The organism is Burkholderia sp. JP2-270 (assembly GCF_003233675.1).
In the GTDB taxonomy this organism is placed as follows: domain Bacteria; phylum Pseudomonadota; class Gammaproteobacteria; order Burkholderiales; family Burkholderiaceae; genus Burkholderia; species Burkholderia pyrrocinia_C.
Map to the genome: position 1 here is coordinate 2,132,030 of NZ_CP029825.1, position 17,204 is coordinate 2,149,233.

At 65.9% G+C, this 17,204-nt stretch carries 16 protein-coding genes; 11 read left to right on the forward strand and 5 right to left on the reverse strand.

Going from position 1 to position 17,204, the window contains the following annotated elements:
* Positions 1 to 71 precede the first annotated feature (71 nt).
* Both DM992_RS27695 and DM992_RS27700 read right to left on the reverse strand, forming a co-directional pair.
* Complete coding sequence (locus DM992_RS27695; RefSeq protein ID WP_111019475.1) at positions 72 to 926, reverse strand: DJ-1/PfpI family protein; 855 nt, start codon at positions 924 to 926, stop codon at positions 72 to 74.
* A 148-nt stretch (positions 927 to 1,074) separates the two neighbouring features.
* Complete coding sequence (locus tag DM992_RS27700; RefSeq protein ID WP_111019476.1) at positions 1,075 to 1,821, reverse strand: SDR family oxidoreductase; 747 nt, start codon at positions 1,819 to 1,821, stop codon at positions 1,075 to 1,077.
* A 355-nt stretch (positions 1,822 to 2,176) separates the two neighbouring features.
* Between DM992_RS27700 and DM992_RS27705 the strand changes: the two genes are divergently transcribed.
* Entirely contained in the window at positions 2,177 to 3,385 is a 1,209-nt protein-coding gene (locus DM992_RS27705; RefSeq protein WP_111019477.1) for an MFS transporter, read from the forward strand.
* A gap of 26 nt (positions 3,386 to 3,411) precedes the next feature.
* Here the strand turns inward: DM992_RS27705 and DM992_RS27710 are convergent, their stop codons facing one another.
* Both DM992_RS27710 and DM992_RS27715 read right to left on the reverse strand, forming a co-directional pair.
* Positions 3,412 to 4,836 (reverse strand): heavy metal sensor histidine kinase, encoded by a 1,425-nt coding sequence (locus DM992_RS27710; RefSeq protein ID WP_111019478.1) that lies wholly within the window; start codon positions 4,834 to 4,836, stop codon positions 3,412 to 3,414.
* Positions 4,833 to 5,504 (reverse strand): heavy metal response regulator transcription factor, encoded by a 672-nt coding sequence (locus tag DM992_RS27715; RefSeq protein WP_111019479.1) that lies wholly within the window; start codon positions 5,502 to 5,504, stop codon positions 4,833 to 4,835. Before DM992_RS27715 ends, DM992_RS27710 begins: the two co-directional genes overlap by 4 nt.
* Positions 5,505 to 5,771: 267 nt before the next feature.
* On the opposite strand from DM992_RS27715, the gene DM992_RS27720 reads away from it, so the two are divergent.
* From DM992_RS27720 to DM992_RS27770, 10 genes are all read left to right on the forward strand, one after another.
* Positions 5,772 to 6,137 carry a hypothetical protein gene (locus DM992_RS27720; RefSeq protein ID WP_111019480.1) on the forward strand — a complete coding sequence of 122 codons (366 nt, stop codon included), beginning with the start codon at positions 5,772 to 5,774 and terminating at the stop codon, positions 6,135 to 6,137.
* Positions 6,138 to 6,225: 88 nt separating this feature from the next.
* Positions 6,226 to 6,522, forward strand: coding sequence for a hypothetical protein (locus DM992_RS27725; protein WP_111019481.1), 297 nt, complete (start codon positions 6,226 to 6,228; stop codon positions 6,520 to 6,522).
* Positions 6,519 to 8,009: a TolC family protein gene (locus DM992_RS27730; protein ID WP_111019482.1), complete on the forward strand. Its 1,491-nt coding sequence runs from the start codon at positions 6,519 to 6,521 to the stop codon at positions 8,007 to 8,009. The genes DM992_RS27725 and DM992_RS27730 overlap by 4 nt, the downstream gene beginning before the upstream one ends.
* 1 nt (position 8,010) lies before the next feature.
* Positions 8,011 to 9,306, forward strand: a complete 1,296-nt coding sequence (locus DM992_RS27735; RefSeq protein ID WP_111019483.1) for a copper oxidase — start codon at positions 8,011 to 8,013, stop codon at positions 9,304 to 9,306.
* 83 nt (positions 9,307 to 9,389) lie between these two features.
* Positions 9,390 to 9,737, forward strand: coding sequence for a copper-binding protein (locus DM992_RS27740; protein WP_111019484.1), 348 nt, complete (start codon positions 9,390 to 9,392; stop codon positions 9,735 to 9,737).
* Between the two features lie 14 nt (positions 9,738 to 9,751).
* Positions 9,752 to 10,132: a copper homeostasis periplasmic binding protein CopC gene (gene copC / locus DM992_RS27745; protein WP_111020428.1), complete on the forward strand. Its 381-nt coding sequence runs from the start codon at positions 9,752 to 9,754 to the stop codon at positions 10,130 to 10,132.
* Entirely contained in the window at positions 10,129 to 11,070 is a 942-nt protein-coding gene (locus DM992_RS27750; protein ID WP_111019485.1) for a CopD family protein, read from the forward strand. The genes copC and DM992_RS27750 overlap by 4 nt, the downstream gene beginning before the upstream one ends.
* Before the next feature lie 213 nt (positions 11,071 to 11,283).
* Positions 11,284 to 13,095 carry an ExeM/NucH family extracellular endonuclease gene (locus tag DM992_RS27755; RefSeq protein ID WP_111019486.1) on the forward strand — a complete coding sequence of 604 codons (1,812 nt, stop codon included), beginning with the start codon at positions 11,284 to 11,286 and terminating at the stop codon, positions 13,093 to 13,095.
* Between the two features lie 703 nt (positions 13,096 to 13,798).
* The gene (locus DM992_RS27765; protein WP_111019487.1) at positions 13,799 to 15,649 is read left to right on the forward strand and encodes a peptidase S10; all 1,851 of its coding nucleotides are present in this window, start codon (positions 13,799 to 13,801) and stop codon (positions 15,647 to 15,649) included.
* Between the two features lie 43 nt (positions 15,650 to 15,692).
* On the forward strand, positions 15,693 to 16,124 hold the full coding sequence (locus DM992_RS27770) for a 2-oxoglutarate dehydrogenase (RefSeq protein WP_111019488.1): 432 nt from the start codon (positions 15,693 to 15,695) through the stop codon (positions 16,122 to 16,124).
* Positions 16,125 to 16,186: 62 nt separating this feature from the next.
* Here DM992_RS27770 and DM992_RS27775 read toward each other — a convergent pair whose 3' ends face one another.
* Positions 16,187 to 17,194, reverse strand: a complete 1,008-nt coding sequence (locus DM992_RS27775) for a helix-turn-helix domain-containing protein (RefSeq protein ID WP_111019489.1) — start codon at positions 17,192 to 17,194, stop codon at positions 16,187 to 16,189.
* Positions 17,195 to 17,204: the final 10 nt, after the last annotated feature.

Below are 17,204 nucleotides of genomic sequence, written 5' to 3' on the forward strand. Positions count from 1 at the left end.
GAGGCAAGCGATGTCGGCCGCGGCGTCATCGAAGCGCGTGCAAGTCCTCGCAGGCATTGGCTGCGGGCATCTCAGCGAACGCCCGGGATTCGTGCGAGCCCTCTGGATGCACCAGGCAGTTCCTTGTCGACCATCGCGACGAGTTCCGGCCGTGCGTCTCTGGGATGACCGGAACGGAACGGCGGAGCGGGATCGTATTCGATCACGAGTTGCGTGAATTCGGCGGCTTGCCGACCGCGCAGCTTCTCTGCGACGCGAAGTGCGAAATCGATGCCCGCCGTCACGCCGCCGCCGCTCATGAAGCGGCCGTTGTCGTCTTCCACGAACCGATCCGGCACGGGGATCGCGCCATATTCGGACAGCTTGTTGACGAAGGCCCAATGGCAGGCGCTTCGCTTGCCCTTGAGAACGCCCGTCGCAGCGAGCACCAGCGATCCGTTGCAAACTGACGTTACATGTTTGGCGCTTTGCGCCAAACGCCGGATCTGCGCTTGATACTCGGGCCGCATCGGCGCCGTCAAATCGGACCCGCCGGGCACCAGAATCAGGTCCGTCTTGTCGATATCGGCCAGTCGTTCAGTCTTGCCATACACGACCCCGAATTCGAGGGTCACGTTGCCCCCATTGAGGCTCGCATAGCGAACGTTCGTATTCGGTAACCGGTGGAAAATTTCGCTGGGGCCGGCGAAGTCGAGAAGCGTCCCGCCGTCGTAATTGACAATCAAAATGTTGAGCGGGTCATTCGGAGCAAGTTCTCCCTTGCTGGCTGCCTGCGCAAGAGCAGGCGTGGTGTGGCCAAGCAGGGCTCCGCCACCCAGCACGGCGCCCAGCGTGGCGATGCTGCCGAGCTTGAGAATATCGCGGCGCGAGCGACCTGCTCCGGTGAGTGCCTTTCCGTAGGCATTGTTTTCGTTGCTGTCGGTCAAGATCAATTCTCCTTGCGCTTCGGCCCCTCCGTGTGCAACAGGGTCGGGCCGGATTGAAAGCCACCACGACAGGCATGCGGGTGGACGTGTGATCAAGGTGTGGATGAGCCGGAAGAACGTGCAGGCTCTTGAATCGGAACGCGCAGGCTTAAAGCTGCGAGGCACCGCCGTCGACAATCAGCTCGCTGCCGACAACGTACGAGGATTCGTCGCTGGCGAGATAGAGCGCCGCGTAGGCAATGTCCTCTGCCTTTCCGAGATGGCCTACCGGGATGGTCTTCGCGAACTCGCTCTTGAAGTTGCGGACATCCTCGTCCGACATCCCCCACTTGCTGAGCAGGGGCGTGTCCGTGCCGCCAGGCGCGATCGCGTTGAACCGAATCTTGCGATCGAGAAACTCGTAGGACCAGCTACGGGCAAGCGATCGCACGGCGGCCTTCGCCGCCGCAGTCAACGAGATGCCATGCTTGCCGGTCTGGGCGACGAACGATGTGTTGAGAATGACCGAGGAGCCCTCTCGCAAGTCCGGCAGCACCGCTTGAAGCGTGAACACCACGCCCTTGACGTTGATGTCCATGATCTCGTTGTAGAGGTGGTCGTCGATGTCGTTGACTGCGGACGGGAAAGCCCAACCAGCGTTGGCGAACACGACATCCAGCCCGCCGAACTGCTCTCTTACCTCTGCGGCAATCGCTCGCATGTCCTCGATCGAACGGACATCGCCCTTGAGAACCAACGCATTCTCGCCAAGCTCGGCCTTCACGCGTTCGAACACTGCGTCATTGCGACCGGTAACTGCAACTCGGGCGCCTTCTGCAATGAAAAGCCTGGCGGTCGCGAGACCGATGCCACTGGTACCGCCCGTAATCAAAGCTGACTTGTTCTTAAGCCTCATCTTCCGTTCCTTTCTTTGCTCGAGATTGGTCAAACCGGACGCACAAGGCACAACGTGCAATCGCGTTTGTGCTCGTGTTCCGGCTTGATTCCTGCGCAAATTATGGAACCTGAATTGGATGGCTCAAAGGTCGTATAACCCTCAAAACGCGCCACTCAACTTAACCTGATGACGAACCCACTTTGGGGTCTGCTGGCGGCCGCGCGGCAACAATGCCGGGCCGGGCGGCTGATCCGAAAACCAGGCGAAGCCTCTGACTCTCTATTAACGTCGACGCGTCCGTGTGCCGCGCGTCACCGGCCCGCAGTAGTATCGGTAGCGTCCCGTGTCAGGATTCCCGAATCGAGAGCGACCCATGCAGACCGAATCGTCGACCCGCATTCTTCGTCAAATTCCGCGCAGCGTCTGGGTGTTGGGCTGCGTCAGCCTGTTGATGGACGTATCGTCGGAGATCATCCACAGCCTGTTGCCGATGTTCCTGATGGCGGGGCTCGGCGCGAGCGCGACCGCGATCGGTGTCATCGAGGGGATCGCCGAGGCGACGGCGCCGGTCGTCAAGGTGTTCTCCGGCACGTTGAGCGACTATCTGCGCAATCGCAAGTGGCTGGCGGTCGCCGGATACGGGCTCGGCGCGCTCAGCAAGCCGCTGTTCGCCATCGCGCCGACGATCGGCGTCGTGGTGACGGCGCGGATCGTCGACCGGATCGGCAAGGGAATCCGGGGCGCACCGCGCGACGCGCTCGTGGCCGACGTCACGCCGGTCCACCTGCGCGGCGCCGCCTACGGGCTGCGGCAGTCGCTCGACACGGTGGGGGCGTTTCTCGGTCCGCTGCTGGCCGTCGCCATCATGCTGATGTGGCGCGACGACTTCCGCCTCGCGTTCTGGCTGGCCGTGATCCCGGGCATGCTGGCCGTGGCGCTGCTCGCGTTCGGTGTCGAAGAGCCGGCGCGCGCACCGGGCGACAAGCGCGTCAACCCGATCCGCCGCGACGTCGTGAAGCAACTCGGCGCGCGTTACTGGTGGGTCGTCGCGGTCGGTGCCGTGTTCGCGCTGGCTCGCTTCAGCGAGGCTTTCCTGGTGCTGCGCGCGATGGGCGGCGGGGTACCCGTCGCGCTCGTTCCGCTCGTGATGGTGGCGATGAACGTCGTGTACGCGTTGTCGGCCTATCCGTTCGGCAAGCTCGCCGACACGACGAGCCACACGAAGCTGATGGTGGCCGGACTCGTCATGCTGATCGCTGCCGACCTCGTGCTCGCGCACGGCACGCACTGGGGAACCGTACTCGTCGGCGTGGCGCTGTGGGGGCTCCATATGGGGATGACGCAAGGGTTGCTCGCCACGATGGTCGCGCAAGCCGCGCCGTCCGAATTGAGAGGCACGGCGTTCGGCGTTTTCAATCTGCTCAGTGGCGTCGCGACGCTCGTATCGAGCGTCGTCGCCGGCATCCTGTGGGACCGGGCGGGCGCCGCGGCCACGTTCTACGCGGGGGCGGTGTTCAGCGCGGCGACTATCGTGCTGCTCGTCTGCTTGCGCGGAGCGTTCGGCACCGCGCCGGACCGGTGATCGCAAGCCGGCGGCGAACGACCTAACTAACTATCGGTGCCGCGCGGAAAGTAAAGCGCGAACGTCGTGCGTCCGCCGCTGCTTGCGACCTCGACCTTGCCGCGATGCAGTTCCATGATCGACTTGACGATCGCGAGCCCGAGCCCCGCGTTCCGCGCCGCGCCGTGCCGCGACGAATCGATGCGGTAGAAGCGCTCGAAGATCCGGTCGATCTGCTCGGGCGGAATCGCAGCGCCGCGATTCGTGACCTCGACGACCGCGTAACCGGCCTGCGCGGAAACGGCCAGCTCGATCGTCGACTCGGCTTGCGCGTGTTCGAGCGCGTTTGACGCGAGGTTGCTGACGGCGCGCCGAAATAGCGTTGCGTCCGCAACGACCGGCGCATCGCCGCGCACGTCGATGCGCACGCCGGCCTCGTCGGCCAGTGCCTGGAAATACGACGCGAGCCGGCGCAGTTCGCTGCCCGCGTCGAGTTCGGTGGTTTTCAGATGCTGTCGCGCATTATCGGTGCGCGCGAGAAACAGCATGTTCTCGATCATCCGCTGCAGCCGTTCGCATTCCTCGATGTTCGAATCGATCAGCGCCTCGTATTCTTCAGTCGTGCGTGCGCGCGACAGCGTGATCTGCGACGAGCTGATCACGTTCGCGAGCGGCGTGCGCATGTCGTGCGCGAGATCGGACGAGAACTGCGACAGCCGCACGAACGCGCGTTCGAGGCGGTCGAGCATCCGGTTGACCGAGGTCGCGAGCTCGCGCAGCTCGACCGGGCCGCCGCGCGCGTCGAGGCGAGCGTTCAGGTTGTGCGCTTCGATGAGCGACGTCTGCCGGCCGAGGCTCTCGACCGGGCGCAGGCCGCGCGATGCGACCGCATAGCCGAGTGCGCCGACCAGCAGCGCGCCGACGGCCGCCGCGAGCCAGATGTCGACGCGATAGCTTTCGAGCAGCGACTGGCGATCGGTCGCCGTGCGCGAGAGCGCGACCTGGATCGGCTCGCCGGACGGCAGCGTGGCGCGCGCATACACGCAGCGCGACGCGCCGATGCCGGGCGGCGAGCAGGTGAACGGGCCGCCGGTTCCACCGGTTCCGCCGGCCGGATGCGGCGTTGCGATCACCGAGGCGAGCGTGTTGCGGGCTTCGTCGGTGTGCTCGACGAGCGGGCGGTTCTGCCCGTCGTAGATGCCGAGATAGACGCCCGGATGCGACAGCAGCACCTCGTGGAATACGGCCGGATCGGCGCGCAGCGCGGCCGTCGATCCGCTCGCGTGCGCGAGTTGCAGGAACTGGTTGAGCTTGCCGGAGATCTCGATGTCGTCGCGCCGCGTCAGTTCGGCGGACAGCGAGCGATAGAGGTACGCGCCGGTCAGCGCGAACACGAGCGCGGCGACGACGGCGAACGCGAGCGTCAGGCGCCGCAGCAGCGAATACGAAGCCGGGCTGGCGGTGGCGGTCACGAACGATCCTCGAGCACGTAACCCATGCCGCGGATCGTGTGGATCAGCTTCTTGTCGTACGCGTTGTCGATCTTCGCGCGCAGCCGCTTGATCGCCGCATCGACGACGTTCGTGTCGCTGTCGAAATTCATGTCCCAGATCTGCGACGTGATGAAGGTGCGCGTCAGCACTTCGCCCTCGCGTTCCGCGAGCAGTTGCAGCAGCGCGAATTCCTGCGCGGTCAGGTCGATGCGATTGTCGGCGCGCCGCACGCGGCGCTTGATCAGGTCGACTTCGAGATCGGCCACATTCAGGATGTCGCGCACGTTGCGCGGCGCGCGCCGCAGCAGCGAGCGGATGCGTGCGAGGAATTCGGCATACGCGAACGGCTTGAGCAGGTAGTCGTCGGCGCCCAGTTCGAGCCCGGTGACCTTGTCCTCGATCGCCTCGCGGGCCGTGAGCAGCAGCACGGGCGTCTGCTTCTGCGCGCGCAGCCGCCGAAGCACCTCGAAGCCGTCCATCTCCGGCAGCATCACGTCGAGCACGACGAGATCGAAATCCTCGTGCAGCGCGAGGAACAGCCCGTCCTTGCCGTTCTCCGCAATGTCGACCGTGTAGCTCGCCTCCATCAGCCCCTTCCGGAGGTACGACGCCATCTTGGGTTCGTCTTCGACTATCAGTATCCGCATGGTGAGGCAGGCTGTCCGAGATTCCAGCCGGTCAGTGTAACGCCTGAGCTTACGGCGACGCGCGTGCGCGAAAGATGACCGGCGGATGACGGAATTTTCATGAAGCGTGCGTGTGCCGCTCCGCCAACGTTTCATGAAAATCCGGTCATGTTTCGGCCATGTCGTCGTCACGGCGGCGGCGATAAGCTGCAGCCGTCCTGTCCCCGGAGCGCGCCGTCGCGGCGCTGCGCCGGCCCATCCGGTCGTTGCTTGCCTGATTCCCTTTCCATGTCGTACTGGCGCAAATTCATCCTCGTCGTGCTGCTGGCGCTGAGCCTGCCGATCCAGTCGTTCGCGACCGTGTCGATGCAGTGTGCGGGCGCTGCGGTGCCGTATGAGGAAGAGGCGCCGCACACGGTGCCGATCGCGCAGCGCACGCAGGGTAGCCACGCCGATCACGACAGCCACGCGCGGCATGCGCCGTCGTGTTCCGCCTGTGTGTCCTGCTGCTTCGCCACCGGCATGGCGGGCGTACCCGCGGTGCCGGCTGTGTCGGACGCCAGCGTCGCGATCGCGTCGTATCAGCCGTCGTCCGTCGTCGTGTCGTTCCTGACTGGCGGCATCGAGCGGCCGCCTCGCCGGATTTCCGTCTAGTCCGTGCCCGCGGCCGACCGGCCGCGACCCGCAATCCACGCTGGCGGCCGTACGCGGTCCGCCGGGCGACTTACGACGAGACTCATTCATGCGATTGATCACTGCGGCGCTGCTGAGCGCGGCGGCCATCGTGCCGTCGCTCGCGCCTGCGCAAGCCCCGTTTCCCGATCCGGCGGACGCCGCCGCGACGGTGCCGGACGTCACCGTGACGTCCGCGTTCGACGGCTACCGGCCGTATCGGGACGACGAAGGCCCGGGCTGGAAGCAGCTGAACCGGGACGTGATGGAGCGGCCCGCGAAGGGGCGCACGTCCGCCGACGCGACGCCCGGCAACCCGGCGGGAAACGGCGGCGCCCATTCGACGCACGGAGGGGCCGCGCGATGAAGCACCTCGCAATATCGCCGAGGATCGGCGCGGCTGCGGTCGCGCTGGCGTTCCTCGCGGGCTGCACGACGTTTTCGAAGGACGGCGGCTTCGATGCCGTGTCGTCAACCGCAGCGGAACGGATCGGGAAAGACGCCGTCGTCGTGCGCACCGATGCAGACCGCGAAGCCGTCGACAAGCGGACCCGGGAATTGCTCGCGAAACCGCTGTCGATGGACGATGCGGTGCAGGTCGCGCTGCTGAACAACCGCGGCCTGCAGGCGTCGTACGCGGAACTCGGGCTGTCGGAGGCCGACCTCGTGCAGGCCGGCCGGCTGCCGAACCCGCGCTTCTCGTTCAGCCGTACGCGCGCCGGCGACGGTGAGCTGAGTCTCGGCCGCACATTCTCGGCGAACGTGTTCGCGCTGCTGACGATGCCGCTCGCGACCAACATCGAGCGCCGCCGTTTCGAGCAGACCAAGCTCGAAACGGCCGACGCGATGCTGAAGGTCGCGGCCGACGCGCGCCGCGCGCACGTCGAGGCCGTCGCCGCAGAGCAGGCCGCGAACTATGCGCAGCAGGTGCGCGACGCGGCGAGCGCGGCCGCCGAACTCGCGCAGCGCATGCGGCAGGCCGGCAACTTCAGCCGGCTCGATTACGCGCGCGAACAGGCGTTCCATGCCGACGCGGTCGCGCAGCACGCGAAGGCACGCCAGCAGGCCGTGGCCGCGCGCGAGAAGCTCACGCGCGCGATGGGCTTGTGGGGCGAGCGCGCGCAGTATGCGCTGCCCGACCGTTTGCCCGACCTGCCGAAAGCGCGCCCGGACCTGCCGGATCTCGAACGCTTCGCGATGAGCAACCGCCTCGACATCCAGGCCGCGAAGCTGCAGACACAGGGCGTCGCGTCGTCGCTCGGCCTCAGCAAGGCCACGCGCTTCGTCAATGCGGTCGATCTCGGCTACGTGAACAACTACGAGACCGACAAGGGCCACGAGCACGGCTACGAGATCAGCGTCGAGATTCCGCTGTTCGACTGGGGCGGCGCGAAGGTCGCGCGGGCCGAGGCCGTCTATATGCAGTCGGCGAACCGGCTCGCGAAGACGGCCATCGATGCACGCTCCGAAGTGCGCGAGTCGTACGCGGCATACGTGACGAGCTACGACGTCGCGAAGCACTATCGCGACGAAGTCGTGCCGCTGCGCAAGACGATCTCGGACGAACTGCTGCTGCGCTACAACGGGATGCTCGCGAGCGTGTTCGAACTGCTGGCCGATGCGCGCGAACAGGTCGGTGCGGTGAACGGCTACATCGATTCGCTGAAGGATTACTGGCTTGCCGAAACCGATCTGCAGATGGCCGTCGGCGGCCGGCTGCCGACTTCGGGGCCCGCGCCGCGCGCGGCGGCTTCCGCCGAACCCGAACCTGAACCCAGAACCGACGCCGCGCCGCAGCCGGCTTCCTCACCCGCGGCGCAACCGGCGCCCGCAACGCATCCTGAAGGTCATTGACATGGTGTCCCGTCGACAATTTCTCAGCGGCTCGGGCGCCGCGCTGCTGGGCGCCGCGATGGTCAGCAAGGCCGGCGCCGCGTCGCTGCCCGAAGCGCCCACGATGGCGAAAACCGCCACGCAGCCGCCGCTGGTGCCGCCCAACGGCCGGCCTTACACGCCCGTCGCGACGCTGAACGGCTGGACGCTGCCGTGGCGGATGAAGAACGGCTGGAAGGAATTCCACCTGACGGCCGAGCCCGTCGTGCGCGAGATGGCGCCAGGCATGAACGCGAACCTGTGGGGCTACAACGGCCAGTCGCCGGGACCGACGATCGAGGCGGTCGAAGGCGACAAGGTCCGCATCTTCGTGACCAACCGGCTGCCCGAGCACACGACGATCCACTGGCACGGGCTGCGGCTGCCGAACGGGATGGACGGCGTCGGCGGCCTCACGCAGCCGCATATCCCGCCCGGCAAGACCTTCGTCTACGAGTTCCAGCTCGAATCGCACGGCACGTACATGTATCACCCGCACGCCGACGAGATGGTGCAGATGGCGATGGGGATGATGGGCATGTTCATCGTGCATCCGAAGGATCGCGGCACGATGCCGGTCGATCGCGACTTCGTGTTCCTGCTCGCCGCGTACGACATCGATCCGGGCAGCTATACGCCGCGCGTGAACGAGATGACGGACTTCAACATGTGGACCTTCAATTCGCGCGTGTTCCCGGGCATCGATCCGCTGCCGGTGCGCGCGGGCGACCGCGTGCGGATTCGTTTCGGCAACCTGACGATGACGAACCATCCGATCCACCTGCACGGCTACAGCTTCGAAGTCGCGGGCACCGACGGCGGCTGGATTCCGCCGGCGGCGCGCTGGCCGGAAGTGACGGCCGATGTCGCGGTGGGCCAGATGCGCGCGATCGAGTTCACCGCCGATCGCCCGGGCGACTGGGCGTTCCATTGCCACAAGTCGCATCACACGATGAATGCGATGGGCCACCAGGTGCCGAACCTGATCGGTGTGCCGCAGAAGGATCTTGCGAAGAAGATCGGCAAGCTCGTGCCGGACTACATGGCGATGGGCAGCACGGGCGGCGCGATGGGCAACATGGAGATGCCGCTGCCCGACAACACGCTGCCGATGATGACGGGCACGGGCCCGTTCGGGCCGCTGGAGATGGGCGGCATGTTCACGGTGCTCAAGGTGCGGCAGGGGCTCGGCCGCAACGACTATCGCGACCCGGGCTGGTTCCGGCATCCGAAGGGCACCGTCGCATACGAATACACCGGCGAATTGCCGGATGGTTGAGCAGCAGTAGCAGCAGTAGCAGCAGGCGGCGGCCGTGCCGATGCGGCCGCCGGTTTCGATTCACTCACTCGGGAGCAAGCACGATGAAGAAGGGACTGGTTTCGATTGCAACGGGTTGCGCGCTGGCGTTTTCCGCCGCGTCGTACGCGGCCGGCGACATGGCCGGCATGGACATGAGCGGCGGCGCGAAGCAGGGCGCCGACGCGAAGCACGGGATGTCGCACGGCGAGATCCGCAAGGTCGACACGGCCGCGGGCAGGCTGACGATCAAGCACGGCCCGCTGGACAACCTCGGGATGGACGCGATGACGATGGTGTTCAAGGTGAAGGACCCCGCGATGCTGTCGCAGGTGAAGGTGGGCGACAAGATCGACTTCGTCGCCGAGGACGTCGGCGGCACGCTGACCGTCGTCGAACTGAAGAAGCCGTGACGCCGGGCATGAACATGAAGATCACCACTCTCACGCGGCTGGCTGCCTTCGCCGCGGCCGGTGCGATCCTTGCCGCCGCGCCGGTCGCGGCATCGGCGCACGGCAAGCTGGAAAGCGCGGCACCGGCGACGGGCAGCACCGTCGACACGGCACCCGACACGTTGCGGCTTACGTTCAACGAAGACCTCGAACCGACATTCAGTTCGGTGAAGGTGTCGGACGCGAACGGCAACGCCGTCACGCAGGAAAAGGCGAAGGTCGATGCGTCGAACCCGCGCGTGATGACCGTCGCGATGCCGAAGCTCGCGCCGGGCGCGTACACGGTGCAGTGGGCGGCGATGACGGCCGACGCGCATCGCACCAAGGGCACCTATACGTTCAGGGTGAAAGGGTGAACGAGGGCTTCGTCGGCCTGCTGCGGCTCGTATCGGTGGCGATCCAGAACGCCGGGTTCGCGGTGATCGTCGGCGCGCTGCTCGGCAGTCACTGGCTCGCGCGCGGCGCGTCGGCGTGGCAGCACGGCATCGGGCGTCGTCTTGTCGCGACGCTGCGCATTGCGTCCGTCGTGTCGCTGCTCGCGAGCGTCACCGCGTTCTGGGCGCATTGCGCGCTGATGAGCGAAGTGTCGATGCTCGACGCCGGGCCGTCCGTCCGCGCGATGCTCGTGGGCACCGGCTTCGGCCATGCGTGGCTGGCCAGCGCCGTGTTCATGGTCGTCGTCGTGCTGCTGTCATTCATCAGACATGCGAACGACACGCGTTTTCCGTTCACGATGTGGGCCGCGCTCGCATGCGTCGCGCTCGCGCGCAGCAACGGCGGGCATCCGGTCGATGCGGGGCTGTTCAGCGTGCCGGTGTGGGTCGACTGGCTGCATCTGCTGGCGATCAGCGCGTGGGTCGGGCTCGTGCTCGTGACGGCGTTCGGTGTGATGTCGCGGCTCGTTGGCATGCCCACGAGCGAACGCGCGACCGGCGCGTCGTTTGTGCAGTCGCTTTCCGATGCGTCGACCTATGCGTTGATCGTGCTGTTCGCGACCGGCGCGTACAACGGGTGGCGCGGCGTCGATACGTCGGCGAACCTGCTCGCGTCGACGTACGGGCAGATCCTGCTGCTGAAGTTCGCGCTCGTGCTGACCGCGGCAGCGCTCGGCGGACACAACCGGCTCTTCGGGATGCCGAAGCTGCTGGCCGCGCTGAAGGACCCGTCCGCCGCGATGCCGGCCGGCCCGTTGCGACGGTTCGGCGCGGTGTTGAGGATCGAGGCGGTCGTGCTGGCCGGCGTGCTGATGGTGGCGGCCGTGCTCGTGTCGAGCGCGCTGCCGGGGACGGTCTAGCGCGGCGGTGCGTTGACGAAGGTCACGCAGGGGAATCGTCGCGAGCACGGCAGATTTTTTGTCGGACGATTCCCCGCTTTTTATGCGCGACCGTGTGGCCGGTGGCGATCGCGGCGCGATAACGGAAATTACATCGGCCTGTCTGGCGATTACCAAAAACTGTCATTGAGCGCCGCTAAGCTTTCGCCACCCTCACAACCGGGATTCCCCGTCATGCGCTCGACAATCCGCCTGTTTGCCCCGCTATTGCTTCTGCCCACGCTCGCTGCGCCGGCGATCGCCGCCCCCGCCGCGCCCGTCAGCCCGAACTGCGGCGGCAGCGCGACGCCGATTGCCGATATCCAGGGGCCGGGCGCGCCGTCGCCGCTCGCCGGCCAGAACGTGTCGATCGAAGCCGTCGTCACCGCCGATTTCGGCGGCACCGACGGCTTCGGCGGCTTCTTTGTCCAGCAGGCGGACGCGCAGCGCCGCAACCAGCCGGGCGTATCCGAAGGCCTGTTCGTCTACGCGCCGAAAGTGCGTGCGAAGGCCGGCGATCTCGTGCACGTGACGGGCAAGGTCGAGGAGAAATACGGGCAGACGCAGCTCACGCAGTCGGGGGCGATCGCGGTGTGCGCGAACGGCCAGACCGTCACGCCCGCGACGCTCACGCTGCCGGTGGACAGCCCGAACGCGTTCGCCGCGTATGAAGGGATGCTCGTGCGCCTGCCGCAGACGCTGAACGTCACCGACAACTATGAGCTCGGCCGCTACGGCAGCGTGTTGCTCAGCAACGGCCGCCTGCGCACGCCGACGAGCGTCGTGCCGCCCGCGCAGGCGCAGACGCAGATCGATGCGAACGCACGCAACCGGCTGGTCCTCGACGACGGCTCGAACAAGCAGAACCCCGCGACCGTGCCGTATCCGGCGCCGGGCCTGTCGGCTGCGAACACGCTGCGCGCGGGCTACACGGTGCGCGACGTCGAAGGCGTGCTCGAAGTGCGGTACGGCGCATGGCGCGTGCAGCCGCTGCCCGGCGCGGCCGTGCCGGCATTCGACGCGCGCACGAACCCGCGCACCAACGCGCCCGCGCGCGATCCGAAATCGAACCTGCGCGTCGCGTCGTTCAACGTCCTCAACTACTTCAACGGCAACGGTCTCGGCGGTGGCTTCGACGATCCGAACAACCGCGGCGCGAAGAACTACCAGGAATTCCAGCGCCAGGAAGCGAAGATCGTCAGCGCGCTGAAGGCGCTCGACGCCGACGTGATCGGCCTGATGGAAATCCAGAACAACGGCTACGGCGAACTGAGCGCGGTGCGCCAGCTCGCGGCGAAGCTCGGCAACAACTGGCGCGTCGTCGATCCGGGCACGTCGCGCCTAGGCGGCGATGCGATCGCGGTCGCGCTGATCTACGACGGCCGCAAGGTCGAACCGGTCGGCCGCGCGGCCACGCTCGCGATCGACGACAAGAATCGCCAGCCGCTCGCGCAGTCGTTCCGCCGCATCGGCGGCAAGCAGGCGCTGACGATTGCGGTGAACCACCTGAAGTCGAAGAACTGCCCGGACGCCGCGAACGACGATCTCGACCAGGGCGACGGCCAGGGCTGCTGGAACCCGACGCGCACGCGTGCGGCGGCGAAGGTCGCCGACTGGCTCGCCGGCACGCCGACCGGTGTCGCAGGCCAGGGCGTGCTGCTGATCGGCGACTTCAACAGCTACACGCATGAAGACCCGATCCGCACGCTCGAATCGCGCGGCTACCGCAACCTCGTCGCGCGCTGGATCGGCGCGAACGCGTACAGCTACGTGTACAACGGCGAAGCCGGTTATCTCGATCACGCGCTTGCGACGCTGCTGCTCGCGTCGCACGTGAAGGCCGTGCACGAATGGCACATCAACGCGGACGAGCCGCTCGCGCTGCAATACACGATGGCGTACAAGTCGGCCGAGCAGCAGAAGACGTACTACGCGCCGGATGCATATCGTTCGTCGGATCACGATCCGGTGCTGATCGATATCGCGCTGCCGGGCGGCGGGCGTTGATCGCGGGTTGAGTGTTTGTGACGGGCGACGGCGCGTGTGTATCGCGCGCCGCTCGCACCGTGGAAAATCCGGTCGGATATCGGGTAAATAATTCCACTGCAACCGGATTGAATTATCGGAATCGGTATTTTATGGATGGCGAGGTGCGCATAAGCACCGGGATTGGCAAATGGATGAAGTGAATCAAATCAGCGAATCACGTACGCATGCAGCTATGCCGCTTTAATCGATTGTTGATAATAAAAATGAAAGAAAAATCCTGTCGATATGAAGGCTTGTTTTGAGGCGCTGCATCAACACTGAATGTGCTTCAGCGTTGTGAGGGAAAAGTAAAATATTCGACGAAGCATCGCCGATAAAGCGCACCTTGCACGAATAGTCCCGCTTTCTTTCAAATCCCAGACACTGACCAGCCTTCGCATCATTACGGGATTTTTAATATCGGAATGATCTTTGACAACGCGGCGCAGCACCGCCTATTTTGTCGATGTCGTAAATTTCGGTAATCAGAAAAGAAGTCCAAACTGCAGGGGGCGGTTCAAGCACGATTCTCGCCGGCAGTTTGCTGTGTCTGTATCACGTTCAGTCTCTTGAAGCAGTCCGATCCCAACCGCCTTATGCGCGAGTGGCGGGTGTTGCTGCGCGTCTCGCCGGCGAAGGCGGCCTTTGTGAAGCGGTATCCGAACCAAATCAAAGGGCAGAGATGAAACCAGACAGGAGCTGTACCGGCAGCCGCCGTGGCCGTCACGGCCGGTTGGCCGGGCTAGGCGCATTGACCGTCATGACGCTGGCGCTCGCGGCATGCGGCGGCGACGATTCGTCGTCCGTCGGCGCGTCGAGCCTCGCGCAGGCGACAGCCAGCCAGCAGGCCAGCGCGCAACAATCGGCCGGCAGCCAGACGCCGGCGGCCAACCAGCCTTACGTCGATCAGGTCGCGTATTCGATGAATGCGACCGACGGCCTCGCCGCCGCGCAGGTGTCCGAGAAAGCGGCGGTCATGCATTACCAGTGGAAGTCCGGCGGCACGACCATCAACTACACGACGACCACCGGCCACCTGACCGCGCAGGACGCGAACGGCAATGCGGAAGCGTCGATGTCGTATGTCGCGTACACCGCGCCGAGCACGAACGGCAAGCCGCGGCCCGTCACGTTCGTGTATAACGGCGGCCCAGGTTCGTCGTCGATCTGGCTGCGTCTCGGCTCGTTCGCGCCGACCCGCGTCGCGACGCCCGATCCGCTGTTCGGCAGCAACTGGCCGAACTATCCGCTCGTCGACAACGCGGAAAGCCTGATCGACACCACCGACCTCGTGTTCATCGACCCGCCGGGAACCGGGCTGTCGGAAGCCGTGTTGCCGAACACCAACCAGAAGTACTGGGGTTCCGATGCGGACGTGAACATCATGCGCGACTTCATCCAGCGCTACCTGAACGTCAACAGCCGCGGAACGTCGCCGATCTACCTGTACGGCGAATCGTACGGCACGCCGCGTACCGACATGCTGGCGCTCGCGCTCGAATCGGCCGGCGTGCACCTGACGGGCATCGTGCTGCAGTCGGCAATCCTGAACTACTTCGCGGATGCGGTGGAAGCGGTGGCGATCACGCAGTCGACGGAAGGGCTGCTGCTCGAAACCGATACGGTGGCCGGCTACCTGCCAGGTTATGCGGCGGTCGCGGCGTACTTCAACCAGGTATCGCCGGCGCCGGTGAACCAGGCTTTGTACGCACTGCAGACGGAACTGTTCACGACGCTGATCTACAACCAACTGCAGAAGTATTCGCAGTCGTGGGTGTTGAGCCAACTCGGCATTCCGGATGCGCTCGGCACGCCGGTATTCCCGAGCGATGCGACGCTCCAGCTGTGGTCGATCCCGTCGAGCCTGACGCAACAGGCGCTGCGCGGGTACTTCAACGCGAATCCGTTCGGCACGAGCCTGCTGCCCGGAACGACGGTCGGCCGGTATGACGGACGCGTATCGTTGCCGAACTCCGATCCGCGGCTGCAAACCGACGGCGACCCGTCCGACATCCTGATCTCGCAGCCGTTCACGAACGCGCTCGCGACGCAGATGCCGGACTACCTCGGCTACACCGCGCCGAACGCGACCTACCTGCCGCTGAACGACAACATCATCGGCGTATGGGACTTCTCGCACGACGGCCAGCCGATGCCCGACACGATCCCCGATCTGCTCGGCGCGCTGCAACTCAACCCGAAGCTTCGCGTGCTCGCGGAGAATGGCTTCCACGATCTCGCGACGCCGTTCTTCAACACCGAGAAGCAACTCGCGCGGCTGCAGACGGTGAAGGGGCTGAACCCGAAGCTGCAGGTGAACTTCTTCCAGGGCGGTCACATGACTTACCTGGACGATGTCGCGCGTCCGCAGATGAAGCGGGACCTGACGACGTTCTATCGCGGCAAGCGGATTCCGACGGCGCTGACGCTGCATACGCTTCCGCCGCCGTGGCCGGACGAGAACCCGCCCAGCGTGCCGACCGGCAGCGTCCCGGGCGCGACGGCCGCGACGACGCTGGCGGCGGCCCCTTGAGCGACCGACTCCTTGTCAAAGGAACCCTCTATTCATCCATTGAATGCGAGTGATCATGTCCCTAATCAAATTGATTCGGCGTATGTCTGCGTTGATCGTCCTCGGTGCCACGATGAGCAGCGCCTACGCATTGCCGCCGCAGGCGGTGGCACCGGTGAAGCTGCCGCATGGCGGGCGCGGTGTCGACGGTCCGTTCTTTCCTGCCACGCGTGCGGCGCCGGTGTTGCCGTCGACCGGCGCGACGCTGCAGCAGCAGGCGCAGCGGCGCGTCGACGCGAGGCTCGGCGCCAATACGGTACTGAGCAACGGCGCGGCCGTGACGAAGGCGCAAGCGCAGAGCAGCGGGCTCGGTTTCGTGTCGAAGCACTTCGACGAGATCGATGCGAAGCACACCGGCCGCGTGACGATGAGCGATGTACGGCAGTTCATCCAGCAGCGGCAGGTGCAGGCGCAGCAGGAACAGCAGGGCGAGTGATGGCGTGAGCAGGACGGCGGCCGGTGTGGGGTCTTGCTCGGCCGCCGAACCGCGAAAGGCTTTCAGACGGCCTGGCGCGCCGCGTAGCGCCTGGCCGTGGCCGACGGTAACTCGCCGAACATCGCGCGATAGTCCTGCGCGAAACTGCTCAGGTGCCAGAAGCCCCATTTGGTTGCGGCGGACGTCACGGATTCGCCGAGCCGAAGTTCGCGGCGTGCGTGATTCAGTCGAACGGCCCGCAGATACGCAATGGGGTTCAGGTTGAGCGCGTCGTGGAACGCATACTGAGCGGTGCGCCGGCTGATGCCGAGTTGCACGCACAGTTCGGCGATCGACAACGGGCAGGTCGATGCGTCCTGAAGCCGTGCCTGCACCGCGCTGACCAGCGACCAGTACTTCGTCGGGCGTGCGGCTTGCGCGGCGGCCTCCGGCGCGGCCGCCGTCAATACTTCCGAGATTGCATACAGGACGGTCCGCTCCAGCAGTTCGATCCGGTCGCGCGTCGTCACGTCTTCGACGGAGGTGCTTTTCGCCGCGGCGGCCAGCGTCCGGCGCAGCAGGTCGCGAAGATTGTCCGCGACGTAGGCGGGCATCGGGATCAGCGGCGCGAGCGTGCGCGCGCGCAGCGACGCGGCGACCGTGCGCATCGCCTGCGTCGACAGCTTGTCGGGCTCGATCTCGACATTCACGAGCACGTGCCGGTCGGGCGAGTAGAACTCGAATTCCGGCAGGCTCGAGAACACGTGCAGGCTGTCGCGCCCGCTTTTCTCGCCGCACATGCGCGCATGCCCTTCCAGTTCCAGCGGCACGGCCACGGCGATCCGGTCCGACGGCACCGCGCCCCGCTGCAGGATGACCTTGTCGAGGTCCTCGACCAGCAGCTTGATGCCGCCCAGCGACACGATCGACGACGAGCCATGAAACAGGCCGTCCGAGATCTGCGTGTAATTCAGGTCCCAGCCTTCGAACGACCGTGCCTGTTCCTCCACGTCGGTGAACGCGCAGAACGCGACCGCTCGCGCGAACAACGGGGCGCCAGAGAAATCGCTCGGGTGGGCAGACGGCGTCATCGGGGGCGGG

What these genes read in the sequence shown, in the direction of transcription:
- DM992_RS27740 (WP_111019484.1), top strand. Translation starts at nt 9,390, where the DNA reads ATGAAGAAGGGACTGGTTTCGATTGCAACGGGTTGCGCGCTGGCGTTT.
- DM992_RS27705 (WP_111019477.1), top strand. Translation starts at nt 2,177, where the DNA reads ATGCAGACCGAATCGTCGACCCGCATTCTTCGTCAAATTCCGCGCAGC.
- copC (WP_111020428.1), top strand. Translation starts at nt 9,752, where the DNA reads ATGAAGATCACCACTCTCACGCGGCTGGCTGCCTTCGCCGCGGCCGGT.
- DM992_RS27720 (WP_111019480.1), top strand. Translation starts at nt 5,772, where the DNA reads ATGTCGTACTGGCGCAAATTCATCCTCGTCGTGCTGCTGGCGCTGAGC.
- DM992_RS27775 (WP_111019489.1), bottom strand. Translation starts at nt 17,194, where the DNA reads ATGACGCCGTCTGCCCACCCGAGCGATTTCTCTGGCGCCCCGTTGTTC.
- DM992_RS27700 (WP_111019476.1), bottom strand. Translation starts at nt 1,821, where the DNA reads ATGAGGCTTAAGAACAAGTCAGCTTTGATTACGGGCGGTACCAGTGGC.
- DM992_RS27715 (WP_111019479.1), bottom strand. Translation starts at nt 5,504, where the DNA reads ATGCGGATACTGATAGTCGAAGACGAACCCAAGATGGCGTCGTACCTC.
- DM992_RS27735 (WP_111019483.1), top strand. Translation starts at nt 8,011, where the DNA reads ATGGTGTCCCGTCGACAATTTCTCAGCGGCTCGGGCGCCGCGCTGCTG.
- DM992_RS27765 (WP_111019487.1), top strand. Translation starts at nt 13,799, where the DNA reads ATGAAACCAGACAGGAGCTGTACCGGCAGCCGCCGTGGCCGTCACGGC.
- DM992_RS27770 (WP_111019488.1), top strand. Translation starts at nt 15,693, where the DNA reads ATGCGAGTGATCATGTCCCTAATCAAATTGATTCGGCGTATGTCTGCG.
- DM992_RS27755 (WP_111019486.1), top strand. Translation starts at nt 11,284, where the DNA reads ATGCGCTCGACAATCCGCCTGTTTGCCCCGCTATTGCTTCTGCCCACG.
- DM992_RS27730 (WP_111019482.1), top strand. Translation starts at nt 6,519, where the DNA reads ATGAAGCACCTCGCAATATCGCCGAGGATCGGCGCGGCTGCGGTCGCG.
- DM992_RS27725 (WP_111019481.1), top strand. Translation starts at nt 6,226, where the DNA reads ATGCGATTGATCACTGCGGCGCTGCTGAGCGCGGCGGCCATCGTGCCG.